We start from the raw sequence: 16,806 nt of genomic DNA, 5'->3' as shown, positions 1-16,806 counted from the left end.
CCTTACTTTGCACCTAACAAGAGTTTAAAAGGTTTAAGCAAAAGTTAAAAAGGTTAATCAAAGATTAATAAAAGGGCACAAATATTTTCTCACCTGGAAAATGGCTAAAAAACACTTGTATATCATAATATTTATTGTTGCGATAATTGGTCTTTCTTTTATTCAGTATAAATACTTCCAAATTGGACTGAATCTGGCTGGAATTCAATTCAACCAGAAGATAGGGGAGACGGTTAAGGAGATCAAGGAAGATCTTTTCCAAAGAAATGAACTCACCTATTTGGTAGGAACAGCCATAGCCAAAGAAGATCTTAATTTTAAGCTGAGTTTAGATAGTCTTCAGGATGCTTCCATCTATTTTATGGACGACTTCTTAAGACAGAAATTACTTCAAAAAGGAGTTAAAATAGATTTTAGTTTTAATCTGTACGGTCAGGATTCAACGCTGTATATGCAATCAAAAAAGGTGTTTTCAGACAATGAAAAACTACTTAAATACCCTGTTGTCCTTGAAGGATACCTGCCGGATCTCATGAAGAGCAGAGTTGTATTGGAATTGCAATTTCAAAACGTAAACAGATATTTTCTCTCTCAATTAAATGGCCTGACCATCCCCAGCATCATTTTTATCGTCATGATCATTGTGGTAATTCTTTGGGTCTACAGGGCTTTTTATTTGCAGAACAACTTGATTACCACCACGAATGACTTCATCAACAATTTAACACATGAGCTCAAGACTCCGGTTTTCGCAATAGGGGTGGCGACAAAGATACTGGAAGAAAAAAGTAATGAAGATCAAAAACCATTGATCAGCCTGATCAGGGCCCAGGTAGATAAACTCAAAACTCAGATAGACAAGGTCTTGGAAATAGGAGTGATTGAGGAAAAGAAAGGCTTTGTCAAGCACGAGAAACTGGATATCAAGCCCATATTATCGAATATTGCTGCAAATTTTAAGCAGCAGGCAGCCTTGAACAATTTTACATTTAATAGTCGGATACAAGGGGATTCGTTGATGATTTTGGGTGACGCATACCATATCGAAAATGCGATCAACAGTTTACTTGAAAATGCATCCAAATACTCCGAAGATCATGCAGATATTTCATTTTCAGCTTTTACAGAAGGAAAGTATCTTGTTATTGAAGTTGCTGATAAAGGAATCGGTATAGGGTCTCAGGACCTAAATAAAATATTTGACAAATACTATCGGATTTCAGTTGGTGACGTCCATACCGTAAAGGGTTATGGTTTGGGTTTACATTATGTGAAAAGGATTGTACATTTGCATAAAGGGAGTATTGAGGTACAGAGTAAACTAAATGAAGGATCAACATTTATCATAAAACTTCCCTTGCTGTAAGATGGTTGAAAACAGGAACATATTATTGGTAGAAGATGATGAATCCTTGGGGTATTTATTATCAGAGTACTTGAAAATGAAGCAGTTTGATATTGTATGGGTCAAAAACGGAAAAGCTGCCTTGGAAATGATTCAAAAAGATTTTTTTGATCTTATCATACTTGATGTGATGATGCCCGAGATGGATGGTTTTACCCTGGCTAAAGATCTAAAAAAAGATTTTCCCGAAATACCTTTTATTTTTCTTACCTCACGATCACTGAAGGTTGATGTATTGAAGGGCTTTTCTTTAGGAGCAGTTGATTATTTAAAAAAACCAATCGATGAGGAGGAGCTGGTAGTAAGACTAAATACGCTGTTAGAAACCTTGTATAGATCAAAGACACAGGATGGAACGAAAAAAGTTAATGAATATGTTATCGGTGATTATATGTTTTATACAGAAAGGCACGAAGTGGTCTATAAAGATGGGAGCATTCAGAAATTGACCCTGCGTGAAAATAAATTATTGGACTTACTCGTTCGAAAACAGGGAGAACTTTGTTCTCATAAAGAAATTCTTCACAGCCTGTGGGGGCAGAATGATTTCTTCGCAAAGAAAAGTTTGAATGTTTTTATTTCTCATTTAAGGAAATACTTTAAAAAGGACCCTTCTATTAGGATTGAGAATTTGCATAATCAGGGTTTTATTTTTAAAACAGGAAAGATATAACGGGATTAAAACCATAAAAAAAGGCTGCCATTGGCAGCCTTTTTAATTCACTTCAATTATAGTTTATTAGTAACCAGGATTTTGCACTAAATTAGTGTTTGATAAAATCGCATTCGAAGGAATAGGATATAGTTCTTTGGTTTTGTCATTCACAGCTGTAGGATCTTTAAATTCCCAATCTCTGCCGAATTGACCTAAACGGATCATATCAGTTCTTCTAACGAATTCAACCCATAGTTCTCTTCCTCTTTCGTCTAAGATGGCTTGAGCATCAACACTAGCAAGAGGCTGTGCTTTTCTCAAATCCCTAAGAGTGTTCACCATAGCTGAGGCATCTTCACCTTTCCAAACCATGGCTTCAGCCTTCATTAAATAAGCATCAGCATATCTAAAAATGATTTGATGACCGGTAAAACCTCCGTTTACAGGATGGTATTTGATTGTTCTAATACCGGTTCTTTCATTATTACCTACCAATCCGGGAAGCTCTTTTGTAAATATCAATGGGTTTTTAGCACGATCCTGAAGTGGTTCTCCATCCACATTGTATTGTTGGCCTATAAGAAATCCATAGCCAATCCCTAAATTTGTTTCATCAGCATTGGTTTCATCCGGCACCCAACCTCTTCTTTCTTCTTGTCCGTCTCCTATATTATTTGAGTTCGGATCCCCTTCAAACAGGTCATAAAATTCTGCCAAGGTAGAAAAGCCATTCCATCCACCTCCTGTGTTATCCGGTGAAATCTGATTGTAATGCATTCCATTCCAGATTCTGTTTCCAACACCTGAAGCCATCCACCATATGGTTTCAGTATCCTGGTCTTCTTTAAAGATGTCAAAATATCCTTCCTGAAGCTGATAGCCTGAATTTGTAATCGCGTCAACAAGACTTATGACCTCATCCATATCTGCTGTTTCCGGTCCGGCTGCACCCACATAAACAAATTTGTTGAGTAGTAACCGGGCTTTTAAGAACTGAGCTGCCTCTTTAGTTGCCGTATTTGTATTTGCATTATTAGGGGCTGAACTGGGAAGACCTGCAATAGCATCGTTTAAATCAGCTAAAATAAAATCAAAGGCTTCGGCTCTAGAAAGCACCGTTGGCTCTATTTCAGGGCCTTCATCAGGCTCCCTAAAAGGTACCTGGCCATAAAGGTCCATTACCTGATACATAGCATAAGCGCGTAAAAATTGAGCCTCCGCTTTTTGTTCTGTGGAAGGATTACTTCTTGAATCAATGATTTCTGTAGCCAGAAACGCATTTTGATTCATTTGGTTCCATACCGTTAAAACATATTGGTGTGAAGGTGTCCAGGTATGTTGGTGCAAAGTTCTCCAAATACCATTATCACCCCAGTCAGTACCTCTAGTAGGAACTAACATTTCGTCAGTAGATACTTCCTGTAAAGCAAAGAAGTTATCCTGAGATTCCAAATGTCCTCTTAAAGCATTATAGACATTAGTAATAGACGCATCGACATTTTCGACACCATTAAATCCTTCACCGCCGCCATCACTTATGATAGAGTCAGTTTCTTTGATTTCCAAATCTGTACATGCCACCAAAAATACACCGGCTGTGATAGAAAGGAAACCTATTCTAATTAATTGTTTATTAAACATAATTTTCATGACTATTATTTTTTTAAAAAGATAAATTTAATCCTAAGGTAACCACCCTTGGTCTTGGATAGGATGTATAATCAATACCCGCTGTAGGAATACCATTTAAAAGATCGCCCCCACCGGGAGTCGTGTTAATTTCAGGATCCAAACCTTTATAATCAGTGATTAAAAACAGGTTTTGACCAGTTAAGTAAAGTCTCAAATTGTTGATTTTGCTTTCTTCTTTAAGATCGAATGTGTATCCAAGTGTTGCATTTTGTAATCTTACAAAGTCACCTTTTTCAAGAAATCTTGTAGAAACCGCAGCTTCTGCATTTCCAGCTTCTCCGCTAGTAAGAACATCAGGAGTTACGTTACGTGCATTTGCAATAGATCCGGCAGTGAAAAAAGCGTTTTGCGTATTGTTATAAACATATCCACCCCATTGACCGGCAAAGAAAAGATTCAAATCCCAGTTTTTATAAGTAAGTGACGTGTTCAATCCGGCGTTTGTAGTCGCAAGTGCAGATTTACCAACAAAAGACTGGTTATCACCAATTGGCTGACCATTTTCGTCAAAACCTTCAAACTCTCTTAAGAAATAAGAAAACAAGGGTTGATCCTGAGCCAGGATTTGAGCAAATGCTCCTGATAATCCCTGACCTCTAATCGTTCCTGCTGGAATCTGACCAGGGAAACCTTGAAGTTCGTTGTTGTTGTATGAGATATTAAATCCTACATTCCACGTAAAATCATCCGTTTGGAAGAAATCGTAGTTTATCGACCATTCAATACCTTCGTTTAAAACCTGTCCATCTAAATTACGGAAGAAAAACGGTTGTGGTGAAGGTTGAGCAGCCTCTACGCTTAGAAGTAGATCTTTAGTTTCTTTTCTGTACAAATCAAGACTTGTTGTTAACCTGTTATCGTTTAAACCAAAATCAATACCAAATCCATAGGAAGTCGTTTCCTCCCATTTTAAATCAGGGTTGGCAAAAGCAATAACCTCTGTACCAGGTGTGTCTACATTGGTATTTGATTGAATGCTAGGTCCTGCAAAACGTTCTCTACGAACAAAATTACCATGACCTAAACCATCCTGATTACCTGTAATACCCCAACTTAATCTGGCTTTTAAAGTAGAAACCTTATCTCCGATAAAATCTTCTTCGTTGACCTTCCAGGCAAAAGCAGCTGAAGGGAATACACCATATTTATTATTTCCACCAAATTTAGAAGAACCATCTACTCTCACTGTTGCAGTGAATAAGTATTTATCCATTAAGGTATAATTGGCTCTTGTAAAGAAAGATTGCAATTCATCAGTAAAATCATAGGTATCGCCCGTTACCGAAGTTACGCTTGTGTCAGCTAATCCAACAAGCGGATCAGTAGTAGGTGTTGGAAACAACCTGTTTATAAAAGCATTATTAGGTGCAAAACCATATTGTTGATACGAACCTGAAATCAATGCTTCAATTGACGCTGCTGATGATTTTAAATCCTTTGCCATTTGGCTCATGTCATTTGTGCCATAACCTCTACCGTTTACGTTACGACCCTGACGATTAAAATCCTGAAATGAATAACCTGCTAAAAGATTCAGTTTTGAGTTGTCCCAATCTTTATCCCAAGTCAAGGTAAATTCCATCAGTTTACTTTCTGTATCCAGATCATTTAAAGACCCCAGACCACTTCCAAATACATTATCACCTAAGTTCCTTGCCAAACCAGAAGTTTCAGCATGCCTTGTAGATGTTGATTTATCATATCCTAAGGTCAGCTTGGCAACAAATGAAGGTAAAATCGCATAATCAGCCGAGAAATTCATTAAAAAACGATCGGTATTTGTATTACTGTCTGTATAGGCTAACATGTTTGCCGGGTTAATCTGTCCTCCACTGTCGAAGTCAGGATCGTTTGGCCATGTTGGGTTTGCAGAATAAGACGCTCCCAAAAGGTCACCTTGAAAACCTGCACTACCACTAAGGGCTGCTTGTTGTTCATCAACTGTTGAATAGGTTCCCTGGAAACTCAAATTCAATTTATCGTCTAATAGACGTTGAAACACGTTCACACGGGCAGAAATTCTTTTAAGGCCCGAATTTTCAATAACACCTTGTAAATCCTGATATCCAAAGGTACCTCTTACAGAACCAGTGGCGTGATTATATGAATACGCTAAACTTTGGTCGTTTGAAACGGAACTTCTGGTTACAACATCCTGCCAGTCTGTGCTCGCTCCAAAATCCTGAGCAACAGGGTCACCTCCAAACTGCTCAACAGCATCAAGAAATTGAGAAGGACTTAATAGGTCATAACTATTGGCCGGTGAGGAAAAACTAACCGATGAATTAAATTCAAACAATCCTCCTTGTCTTCCTTTACCGGTTTTAGTTGTAATGATAACCACCCCGTTTGCACCTCTTGATCCATAAATAGCAGTAGCAGATGCATCTTTCAATACACTCATGCTCTCTATATCATTTGGATTCAGGAAACTCAATGGGTTACTTGATGGGCTTGTCCCGAAACCTATGTCGGATCCTTCTGCCGATGTACTACCTGCTGAAAGAGGCACACCATCAACCACATAAAGCGGGTCATTGTTCGAAGTTACAGAAGTTGTACCCCGAATACGTAAAGAAATACCGGCTCCAGGCTCACCACTTGATGAAACTGTTTGAACCCCGGCAACTTTACCTTGAATCAATTGTTCAGGAGACGCTATGGCTCCACCGTTAAAATCTTCGGCGCTAACTGAGGCAACAGCTCCAGTAGCATCTTTCACTGTCGTGGTCCCATAACCAATGATAATGACTTCGTCTAAGGCCTGAGCATCAACAGCCAGAATAACATCAATGGCTGACTGGCCATTAACCGGAATCTCCTGGGTCACAAAACCAAGGAAACTAAATTCAAGAATTGCATCTGAATCTACATTGTCAATTGTGTAATTCCCGTCAAAATCAGTTGAAGTACCGTTTGAGGTTCCTTTGACAATTACGTTCACTCCGGGCAATGGTCCTTCATCCCCCGTTACAGTTCCACTAACGGTTTGCGAAAATGCAACTCCTGCAAAAAGGAAAACACAAGCAAACATTAATTGTTTGAGTAAATTAAATTTCATAATTATTTTAAATTAGTTATTATTTGAGTCATCAACGAAATTCGAAATAAAACAATGTGAAAAAAATGAATTTATTAAAATTCAGGGAAAGATTCTGTGAATTTTCGAATTAGTCAACTTGGCAATGATAAATAAAATATTATGAAACATTAATGAAATGTTAATAAAACCATTCATTTTTTTACCGAAAACGTTTTCGGTAATAAGAATATTGATGAATTAAGATTGAATTTGCTGGATTTCCTGTTCGGATACATAGGCGTTAGCTCCATTTTTACTCGCCACTAAAGATCCCATGGCGCATGAAAAATCAAGTGCCTTCTGAGGGCTAATACCAAGAACAAATTGATAGACGAAACTGGCTAAAAACGAATCACCGGCCCCGACAGTATCTTTTACGACAACTTTGTAGCCGGGATTTTTAAAAAACCTTCCATTTTTATAAAAAATGGCTCCTTTTGCACCTAAAGTGATACATATGAAGGAAGTAGACGTTCGTTCAGAAAGTTCCCGGATCTGGTCTTCAATGGATCTTGATTCAATTTGCAGGAAATCAGAGACTTCTGCAAGTTCTTCATCATTAAGTTTGATCATATCTGCTATTTTCATAAGATCAAGAATGGATTCCATGGTATAAAACGGCGGTCTTAAATTGGCGTCAAACACCTTGAACTTTGCGTGAGACAAATATTCGAATAAGGTGTTCTTTGAAACGTTGTTTCTGCAACACAAGCTCCCAAAGATAAATGCATCTGATTTTGATATGTTTTCGATGTCACCTGGCTGAACCGAGATATGATCCCAGGCTACCGGTTGAGAAATGGTGTATGTAGCAGTATTGTTTTCATCAAGATGCACCAGTACATTTCCTGTTGGGTATTGGGTGTCAATTTGAATCATGGAATGATCAAAGGATTCCTCTTTTAAATATTCAATCAACCTGTCACCATCCTGATCCTGTCCAATTCGACTGATTATACTGGCCCGGGCTCCAAGAGAATGGAGTCTTAAGGAAACGTTTAAAGGCGCTCCTCCAATTACTTTTTTATCGGGGAATATATCCCAAAGCGTTTCTCCAAAACATATAATTACAGGGATCATCTTTTACTTATTTTTAGTAAGGATTTTTTCCAGTTCTTCCAAGGATCTACCCTTTGTTTCGGGCATCATAAACAGTACAAAAAGCAGCTGTAACACCATCATAAATGCAAAAACGGCAAAAACTGTCCCTGCCCCGATAGTTCCGAATAAGAAGGGCACAAGCGAAGGAATAATGGCAGCTAACACCCAATGTGTACTCGTACCAAAGGATTGCCCTGAAGCTCTTAACTGATCCGGGAATATTTCGGAAATAAATACCCAGATCACCGTCCCCTGGCCAATGGCATGCGAAGCGATAAAGACAAAAAGAAATATGGGAACTGACATGCCTTCCCACTCCAAAAAGAAGGCCATCGCTACCAGTGACAGAGATATGATATATCCAACCGAGCCAATTAACATCAGCTTTTTTCGACCCAATTTATCAATCAATGAGATACCAATTAAGGTAAAGACCATATTTGTAACACCTATTCCTATAGAACTTAAAAGTGCCGTGCTTTCACCCAAACCCGCTTCCTGAAATATTCTTGGGGCATAGTATAAAAAGGCATTAATACCTGATAATTGGTTAAAGAATGCGATCAGAAAGGCCAGGATCAAAGGGTAACGGTATTTTTTCATAAAAATATTTTCATTGCTGCTATGGTGGTCCTTCTGGCTTTCCTCAATATCTGCCATGATTTTTTCAATATCCCCACCGGGATTTAACAGCGTCAATACTTTGCGAGCCTCTTCCCTTTTTCCATTTAGCAACAGCCATCTTGGACTTTTCGGAACCGTCAGCACCAAAAGGGTATACACAAAAGCGGGAATGGCTTCCACGCCTACCATCCATCTCCAGGAATTTTCTCCAATATTGCTCAGTAAATAATTGGAGAAAAAGGCGATTAAAATTCCAAATACAATATTGAACTGATAAAAACCAACAAGGCGTCCGCGGTCTTTTGCGGGAGCGATCTCCGATACGTAAGCCGGCGCTGCCACAGTTGAAGCTCCAACCCCAAGCCCTCCGATAAATCGAAAAAAGGCAAACGTATAAGGGTCATTAACCAGGGCCGATCCTAAAGCCGATACTGTGTACAAAATACCGATCCAGATCAAAGTGTTTTTTCTTCCAATCCTGTTGGTTGGAATTCCTCCAAACATGGCACCGATCACGGTTCCCCACAGGGCCATGGCCATAACCACCGATCCGTGAAATACATCTGACGAACCCCATAAATTTTGCAATTGCTGATCTGCTCCTGAAATAACTACCGTGTCAAATCCAAAAAGGAATCCTGCCAGTGCAACAATAATTGACCATAAAAGAATTTTATTCATTGTTTGAATTTTAGATTTGCAAGGCAATGAAGATAAGCTATTTACTTTAATTGTAATTAGGGGAAATCTGGGTTATTAAGATCCCTGTACCCCGAAAACTTCCTAACCTTCTGGTTTTCTTTTATAATAATTGATTTTTTATCGTCGATTTTCTGTCATCTGTCGAATATTTTTCAGGGATGGAGATATTTGAGTGAATTTTGCAGCTCACTATATCTTCTAAAGGTATGTCACAGAATGTTGATAAATTGATCTGAGGCGACTGAGCAAGAGAAAACATAATCTTATGAACAACAAATTACAGTACACTGAAGCAGGAAAATTCGAAGAAACGAGGTTTGAAAAAATCCACAATGCTGTTTTCGATAATTCTGACGTCGCTTCTTTGGCAGTAGCGGAAGAAATTGCCGAGTTGATTAAAAGTAAACAGGCTGCTAATGAGCCCTGTGTTTTGGGTTTGGCAACGGGATCATCTCCTATAAACGTGTATGAAGAACTCGTGCGTATGCATGAGGAGGAAGGATTGAGTTTTAAGAATGTGATTACCTTCAACCTGGATGAATACTATCCGATGGCAAAGGATAATACGCAAAGTTACTGGTATTTTATGCATGATCATTTGTTCAATCACGTGGATATTCTGCCTGAAAATATAAATATTCCGGATGGTGAATTAAAGCCTGAAGAAGTTCATCAGTTTTGTATTGATTATGAATTGAAAATCAAAGAGGCAGGAGGGCTTGATTTTCAGCTTCTGGGAATTGGTAGAACCGGTCATATCGGATTTAACGAACCAGGTTCTCATTTTAATTCAGGGACCAGAAATATCACCCTTGATCACATCACAAGAATAGATGCAGCCACTGCATTTTTAGGAATTGAACATGTTCCAAGAGTGGCGATTACCATGGGAATCGGAACTATAAGAAAGGCAAAACGCATAGTTTTGCTTGCCTGGGGGATCAACAAGGCTTCGGTGATCAAGGAAACCATTGAAGGAGAAATTACTTCAGAAGTTCCCGCAACTTATTTGCAGACACATAATAATGTAACTTTTGTACTTGATGAAGGAGCATCCAGTGACCTGACCAGGGTAAGAACGCCCTGGCTGGTTAAGAACTGCATATGGACCGATGAATTGACACTCAAAGCAGTGGTCTGGCTGAGCAGTAAATTGGAGAAGTCAGTTCTAAAACTAACAGATAAGGATTATAATTTCCACGGGATGTCCAGTTTACTTGTTGAGCAGGGGTCTGCCTACCAGCTTAATATCAATATGTTCAATAAGTTACAGCATACCATTACAGGATGGCCCGGTGGAAAACCGAATGCCGATGATACAAATCGTCCTGAACGAAACACACCTGCAAGGAAACGTGTCATCATTTTTAGCCCGCACCCTGACGATGACGTGATTTCAATGGGAGGAACTTTCGATAGACTGGTGGAGCAAGGGCATGAGGTCCATGTTGCCTATCAAACTTCGGGTAATATAGCTGTCTCGGACGAGGAAGCCTTAAAATTTGCCGAGGTATCGCTCGATCTTAACGGAGGGGATTCGAGGGCAGCACAAATTATTAAGGATCTCAGGTCTAAAAAAGGATATGATGTTGATACAGAGGCTGTTAGAAAATTAAAGGGCCTGATTAGAAGAAAAGAATCTGTGGCCGGTACCAGATATGTAGGGATTCCTGATGAGCAGGTGCACTTCCTTGATTTGCCGTTCTATGAAACAGGCCGTGTGAAAAAGAATAAGCTGAGCAAAAAGGATGTGGATATTATGTGTGACATGATCAATAAGGTGAAACCACATCAAATATATGCGGCCGGGGATCTTGCTGATCCACACGGAACACATAAGGTTTGTTTGGATGCATTGTTCCTTTCACTTGCTGAACTTAAAAAAGAAACTTACATGGATGACTGTTGGGTATGGTTGTACAGAGGTGCATGGCATGAATGGGATATTCACGATATCGAAATGGCAGTGCCCATGAGCCCTGATCAGGTATTGAAAAAGAAACAGGCTATTTTCTATCATCAATCTCAAAAGGACGGAGTAATGTTCCAGGGAGATGATTCCAGAGAGTTCTGGATGCGTGTCGAAGACCGAAATAAGGAAACAGCCAAAAAATATCACAGCTTAGGAATGGCTGATTATGCTGCTTTCGAAGCTTTTAAGAGATACCATTTTTAAAATTTTATTTGAATAAATTTTGAAACCGTCTTTAGGAGCTTGATGAAAATCAATCTCTTTTGGCGGTTTTTTGATTCAGATTCCATTCGGGGACCACAAATCTAAATATATGAACCACAAACTAATTTTTCTTTTACTTTTTGTCATTGGATCTGTTCAGGGACAAGCACCGACTCATGCAAATCAGGACTTGCAATTGATGCCCTGGCCACAGGAAATTTCAGTGAATTCAAGTGATTTTATGATCACCCCTGAGTTTAATGTTTTTATAGATGGAGAAGTAGCAGCCTCCTCCAGAATTTTTAAGGCAGCCACCAGGTTTATTCGTTATATGACTGATAAATCGGGGGTTTTTGTGGTTAAAGGTTTTCCAAATACCAAAAACTCCAAGGCTTCACCTGCCTCTTTGCGTATTTATTTTGAAGAAAAGGCGGAGTTGGTTATGGGTATAGACGAGTCATATACATTAAGCGTTTCAAAAGAGGGAATTGAGATCCATTCGAAAACAGATGTGGGGGCCATGCACGGGCTTTCTTCTTTGTTGCAATTAATAAAAGTCAAGGAGGGGTCTTATGTATTTTCAGGAGCAGACATTAAAGATGAACCCAGGTTTGTTTGGAGGGGATTAATGATGGATGTCGCAAGGCACTTTATGCCTGTGGATGTTGTTAAGCGTAACCTTGAAGCCATGGCACTTGTAAAGTTAAATGTTTTTCATTGGCATTTAAGTGATGATCAGGGATTTAGAGTTGAAACAAAAACACTTCCCGAACTTTATCAACTCGCTTCTGATGGGCAATATTACACCCAGGAACAGATCAGGGATATCGTAAGATTTGCTGACGATCGGGGGATCAGGGTAGTTCCTGAATTTGATGTTCCCGGTCATGGTACAGCCTTTCTCACGGCTTATCCTGAATTGGGAAGTAAAAAGGGTATGGTTTACAGTTTGGAACGATACGCAGGGATTTTTGATCCGACCCTGGATCCAACCAATGAAAAAACCTATGTTTTTCTTGACAACTTGTTCAAAGAAGTGGCTCCCTTGTTTCCGGATGCTTATTTTCATATCGGAGGCGATGAAAATGAAGGAAAGCACTGGAGTGAAAATCAGCGCATTCAGCAATTCATGAAAGACAATCACTTAAAAGACAATCATGAATTACAAACTTTTTTCAATATTAAACTTGGAAAGATCCTTGCCAAATACGGTAAATCGCTGATGGGTTGGGAGGAGATCATGACCGAAAATATGCCAAAAACTGCGCTTATCCATTCTTGGCGAGGAATAAATGAAGGGGTTGAGCCTGGACAATCACTTGTGGATGCTGCAAAAAACGGTTATAGAACCATATTGTCGAATGGCTATTATATTGATCTTTTGCTCTCTGTTGAAGAACATTATTTGGTAGATCCCATGCCTGCCGTCCCTCTTTCAGAGGAGGAACGGAAAAGAATACTGGGCGGAGAGGCAACCATGTGGAGCGAGTTGGTGACAGCGCTTACGATAGATTCGCGTATATGGCCCAGAACAGCAGCCATAGCCGAGAGGTTCTGGTCAAACAAGGAGGTTCGGGATGTTGAAAGCATGCACATAAGGCTGAATTCGATGAGTCGCTTTTTGGAATTGGCGGGTGTGCAACATATGAGTGCCAAAGAATATATTTTTAGAAACATCGCCAATTTTCAGGATACACATGCATTGAGAACTTTGAGCCAAATTAGTGAACCGTTTAAAATATACTCCCGAAATGCGGGAGGAACCCAATACAAGAGCTATGCGCCGTTTACTTTGTTCGCCGATGCCTGCACGGCAGATGCAGTATCTGTCAGGCCATTTAGAAAGGCCGTGAATCAGTATGTTTCACATGGTGATTCTGGTTCAAAAGAATTGATTATAAATGATTTAAAAAAGTGGCAGGATGTTGACAGGCAATTGTCACTGATAGAGGCACAGGCCCCTTTGGTGAGCAGGATTCGTCCCTATTCGAAAAGGGTTTATGGGATAACGACTTTACTTCTCGATGGTCTTCAGGATACCGGGCTGACATCAATGCAAATAAAGGAACTGGAAGAATTCATCAATAGTAAAGAGGACCCTGCACTGAACCTGGATGTTGAGCTCGCAATTTCAAAAGAATTATTGCAGCTGGCTACATTTCTAACAAAATAAATAAAAGAATTTTTTATGTATAAGATCAAGATTACCCTGCTTTTTACCGGTATAATTTGTTTGATGGTATCGTGTTCAACGTCGGATAAAAGCACTGACTTCACGGCCGAAAACCTTTTTACACAAGGCATCGAAGGCCCAGCCGTTGACAGTGAAGGAAATCTATACGCTGTTAATTTTGAACATGAAGGTACTATTGGCATCGTGGATATGCAGGGAAAAGCTTCTTTATATCTAACCTTACCCAACGGAAGCGTGGGTAACGGAATTCGGTTTGATCGAGATGATACCATGTATATAGCAGATTATGTCAATCACAATGTTCTGTTTGTTGCTCCGGGCTCCAAGGAGGTGAATGTCTACGCGCATCATCCTGAATTGAATCAACCAAATGATTTAGCCATTGCTCCGGATGGAACCTTATACGCCAGTGACCCAAACTGGAAGGAGAGTTCAGGAAAATTGTGGAAGGTGACCGGTGAAGGTTTTGAGCTTTTGGAGGATATGATGGGCACTACCAATGGAATCGAGGTATCACCTGATGGCAAAAAACTTTATGTCAATGAGTCTGTACAACGAAAGATCTGGGTGTATGATATTGACAAGCAGGGAGCGCTTCATCAAAAAAAACAATTCTACGCCTTCAAAGATTACGGTATGGATGGCATGCGCTGCGATAATAAGGGCAATTTGTACGTTTGCCGATATGACGCGGGGGAAGTAGTGGTCCTGAACCCCGAGGCTGAAATCATCAGAGTGATCACCTTAAAAGGAAAGAAACCAACGAATATTGCCTTTGGTGGTAAAGACGGCAAACAATGTTTTGTAACCTTGCAAGACAGAGGATGTTTTGAAACCTTTATGGCTGAGTTTCCCGGAAGGGAATTTTAGTCCTTACTGCTTCATAAGCCTATAGCAATGTTTGCAATTAACCGGTTTTGATAATTTATAACTTTCGCAATCGATTTCGTTTAAAAGTTGACATTCGCATCAGAATGCAATTTATTATTATTATTTTTGTGTGTTTTTAAAATCAATATGAAGAAATTTATTAGAAAAGTTGCCGTGATGACCTCAGGGGGAGATTCACCAGGAATGAATGCCGCCATTAGATCGGTTGTGCGTTCATGTGCATATTACAAACTGGAATGTGTCGGTGTTTACAGAGGGTATCAAGGAATGATCGAAAGTGACATTGTACCTATGTCTGCACGTGACGTGCATCATATCATCCAAAAAGGAGGTACGGTTTTAAAGTCTGCAAGATCTAAAGAATTCAGAACTATTGAAGGCCGAAAAAAGGCCTATGAGAGCCTGAAAGAACACAAGGTGGATGCCTTGGTGGTGATTGGTGGTGACGGATCTTTTACGGGAGGGATGATTTTTAGCCAGGAATTCAATTTTCCTGTTATTGGAATTCCGGGTACAATTGATAATGATATTTTTGGTACAGACTATACCCTTGGTTATGATACAGCACTGAACACGGCGATGGAGGTGATTGATAAAATCAGGGATACGGCAAGTTCGCACAACCGTTTGTTTTTTGTGGAAGTAATGGGACGTGATTCAGGTTTTATTGCTTTGAATACCGGAATAGGTGCAGGGGCCGAAGAGATACTCATTCCCGAAGAGAATATGGGTCTTGAAAGATTGCTAGAATCTTTGGAAAAAAGCCGTCGTTCGGGTAAATCGTCAAGTCTTGTAGTGGTTGCCGAAGGTGATAAGACGGGTGCCAATGTGTTTGAGTTGGCTGATTACGTTGAAAAGAATTTACCTCAATACGATGTACGTGTATCTGTTTTAGGACACATGCAGCGCGGTGGGTCACCAAGTTGTTTTGACCGGGTTCTTGCCAGTAGAATGGGGGTAAAAGCCATAGAACTTTTATTGGATAGCCAGAGCAATAAAATGGTTGGAGTGCAAAATAATGAAATGGTTGCAGTTGATTTGGAGAATGCCGTAAAGGAGCATCACAAGATCAGCAAAGAAATTTTAAGAATATCTGATATTATGTCAGTATAAATAAATTTAATTTTAAAATAATTACGAAATGATTAAAATCGGAATTAACGGTTTTGGAAGAATCGGAAGACTAGCTTTCAGAATCGCTACACAGAGAGAAAATGTACAAGTTGTTGGTATCAATGATCTATTAGACGTTGATTATTTGGCATATATGTTAAAGTATGATTCCGTACACGGACGATTTGACGGAACTGTTGATGTAAAAGACGGTAAATTGATTGTGAATGGAAACGAAGTTCGAATTAGTGCAGAACGTAACCCTGAAGATTTAAAATGGGATGAAATCGGTGCTGAGTACGTAATCGAAGCGACAGGATTGTTTACTACCAAAGATAAAGCAGCAATGCACTTAAAAGCAGGAGCGAAAAAAGTAATCATTTCTGCGCCATCTGCTGACGCACCTATGTTTGTTATGGGTGTCAATCACAAAGAGCTTAAGGCTGATGAGAGTATTTTTTCAAATGCATCTTGTACAACAAATTGTTTAGCTCCGATTGCCAAGGTTCTTCATGACAATTTTGAAATTACAGATGGTTTGATGACTACGATTCACGCTACAACTGCAACTCAAAAAACAGTTGATGGCCCTTCATTAAAAGACTGGAGAGGCGGTAGAGCAGCAATTCATAACATTATTCCTTCATCTACAGGAGCTGCAAAAGCAGTTGGGAAGGTAATTCCTTCATTGAATGGAAAACTTACAGGTATGGCATTCAGGGTGCCAACCATGGACGTATCTGTAGTGGATCTTACCGTGAACTTAGGTAAAAGCGTTACTTATGAAGAAGTTTGCAAGGCCATGAAAGATGCCTCTGAAGGAGAATTGAAAGGTGTTTTAGGATATACTGAAGAATTGGTTGTGTCTCAGGATTTTGTTGGAGAAACACGTACTTCTGTATTTGATGCCAAGGCGGGAATCGCTTTGACGGATACTTTTGTTAAAGTTGTATCCTGGTATGATAATGAGTACGGATATTCAACCAAGATCGTTGATCTTTTGGAGTACTCTGCTTCTTTATAAGGAATACATAAATTATAAATCAAAAAGCTGTCTGTAAAGACAGCTTTTTTTTTTGATCCATATTCACCGGTATCCGTCATTTGTTTTGAATCCAATTTTCCTGCTATTTGTTATTATTTTTGGAAAATCTTTTCATAAATTTACCTT

General features: G+C 39.4%; 11 protein-coding genes. 7 read left to right on the top strand and 4 right to left on the bottom strand.

The annotated features are described in order from the left end of the window. The first annotated feature begins 115 nt into the window (after window positions 1–115). Window positions 116–1,366, top strand: coding sequence for a sensor histidine kinase (locus AABB81_RS05415; protein ID WP_342159139.1), 1,251 nt, complete (start codon window positions 116–118; stop codon window positions 1,364–1,366). Between the two features lies 1 nt (window position 1,367). Beyond that, window positions 1,368–2,078, top strand: a complete 711-nt coding sequence (locus AABB81_RS05410) for a response regulator transcription factor (RefSeq protein ID WP_342159138.1) — start codon at window positions 1,368–1,370, stop codon at window positions 2,076–2,078. A 66-nt stretch (window positions 2,079–2,144) separates the two neighbouring features. Here AABB81_RS05410 and AABB81_RS05405 read toward each other — a convergent pair whose 3' ends face one another. The 4 genes from AABB81_RS05405 to AABB81_RS05390 all read right to left on the bottom strand — a co-directional run bounded on the left by AABB81_RS05405 (window position 2,145) and on the right by AABB81_RS05390 (window position 9,240). After that, complete coding sequence (locus AABB81_RS05405) at window positions 2,145–3,710, bottom strand: RagB/SusD family nutrient uptake outer membrane protein (RefSeq protein ID WP_342159136.1); 1,566 nt, start codon at window positions 3,708–3,710, stop codon at window positions 2,145–2,147. A gap of 13 nt (window positions 3,711–3,723) precedes the next feature. Then, window positions 3,724–6,813, bottom strand: coding sequence for a SusC/RagA family TonB-linked outer membrane protein (locus AABB81_RS05400; RefSeq protein WP_342159135.1), 3,090 nt, complete (start codon window positions 6,811–6,813; stop codon window positions 3,724–3,726). 219 nt (window positions 6,814–7,032) lie between these two features. Next, entirely contained in the window at window positions 7,033–7,914 is an 882-nt protein-coding gene (locus tag AABB81_RS05395) for a carbohydrate kinase family protein (protein ID WP_342159134.1), read from the bottom strand. 3 nt (window positions 7,915–7,917) lie between these two features. After that, the gene (locus AABB81_RS05390; protein WP_425287325.1) at window positions 7,918–9,240 is read right to left on the bottom strand and encodes a sugar porter family MFS transporter; all 1,323 of its coding nucleotides are present in this window, start codon (window positions 9,238–9,240) and stop codon (window positions 7,918–7,920) included. Between the two features lie 286 nt (window positions 9,241–9,526). On the opposite strand from AABB81_RS05390, the gene nagB reads away from it, so the two are divergent. The 5 genes from nagB to gap all read left to right on the top strand — a co-directional run bounded on the left by nagB (window position 9,527) and on the right by gap (window position 16,659). Next, window positions 9,527–11,437 (top strand): glucosamine-6-phosphate deaminase, encoded by a 1,911-nt coding sequence (gene nagB / locus AABB81_RS05385; RefSeq protein ID WP_342159133.1) that lies wholly within the window; start codon window positions 9,527–9,529, stop codon window positions 11,435–11,437. Between the two features lie 109 nt (window positions 11,438–11,546). Continuing rightward, entirely contained in the window at window positions 11,547–13,610 is a 2,064-nt protein-coding gene (locus tag AABB81_RS05380; protein ID WP_342159132.1) for a beta-N-acetylhexosaminidase, read from the top strand. A gap of 15 nt (window positions 13,611–13,625) precedes the next feature. Continuing rightward, window positions 13,626–14,501: an SMP-30/gluconolactonase/LRE family protein gene (locus AABB81_RS05375; protein ID WP_342159131.1), complete on the top strand. Its 876-nt coding sequence runs from the start codon at window positions 13,626–13,628 to the stop codon at window positions 14,499–14,501. A gap of 147 nt (window positions 14,502–14,648) precedes the next feature. Further along, entirely contained in the window at window positions 14,649–15,635 is a 987-nt protein-coding gene (pfkA, locus tag AABB81_RS05370; RefSeq protein ID WP_342159130.1) for a 6-phosphofructokinase, read from the top strand. 28 nt (window positions 15,636–15,663) lie between these two features. Then, a complete protein-coding gene (gap, locus tag AABB81_RS05365) occupies window positions 15,664–16,659 on the top strand; it encodes a type I glyceraldehyde-3-phosphate dehydrogenase (protein ID WP_342159128.1) in 996 nt (331 codons plus the stop codon). Window positions 16,660–16,806 lie beyond the last annotated feature (147 nt).

It is taken from the genome of Lutimonas vermicola (assembly GCF_038433205.1).
Lineage (GTDB): Bacteria > Bacteroidota > Bacteroidia > Flavobacteriales > Flavobacteriaceae > Lutimonas > Lutimonas vermicola.
The sequence above is the reverse complement of the archived record's forward strand: the minus strand, read 5'-3'. Positions and strand labels throughout refer to the sequence as shown.

Bases quoted from the DNA above. Each gene is read 5' to 3' on its own strand.
- AABB81_RS05410 (WP_342159138.1), top strand. From the start codon at position 1,368: ATGGTTGAAAACAGGAACATATTATTGGTAGAAGATGATGAATCCTTG.
- AABB81_RS05405 (WP_342159136.1), bottom strand. From the start codon at position 3,710: ATGAAAATTATGTTTAATAAACAATTAATTAGAATAGGTTTCCTTTCT.
- AABB81_RS05400 (WP_342159135.1), bottom strand. From the start codon at position 6,813: ATGAAATTTAATTTACTCAAACAATTAATGTTTGCTTGTGTTTTCCTT.
- AABB81_RS05395 (WP_342159134.1), bottom strand. From the start codon at position 7,914: ATGATCCCTGTAATTATATGTTTTGGAGAAACGCTTTGGGATATATTC.
- AABB81_RS05390 (WP_425287325.1), bottom strand. From the start codon at position 9,240: ATGAATAAAATTCTTTTATGGTCAATTATTGTTGCACTGGCAGGATTC.
- nagB (WP_342159133.1), top strand. From the start codon at position 9,527: ATGAACAACAAATTACAGTACACTGAAGCAGGAAAATTCGAAGAAACG.
- AABB81_RS05380 (WP_342159132.1), top strand. From the start codon at position 11,547: ATGAACCACAAACTAATTTTTCTTTTACTTTTTGTCATTGGATCTGTT.
- AABB81_RS05375 (WP_342159131.1), top strand. From the start codon at position 13,626: ATGTATAAGATCAAGATTACCCTGCTTTTTACCGGTATAATTTGTTTG.
- pfkA (WP_342159130.1), top strand. From the start codon at position 14,649: ATGAAGAAATTTATTAGAAAAGTTGCCGTGATGACCTCAGGGGGAGAT.
- gap (WP_342159128.1), top strand. From the start codon at position 15,664: ATGATTAAAATCGGAATTAACGGTTTTGGAAGAATCGGAAGACTAGCT.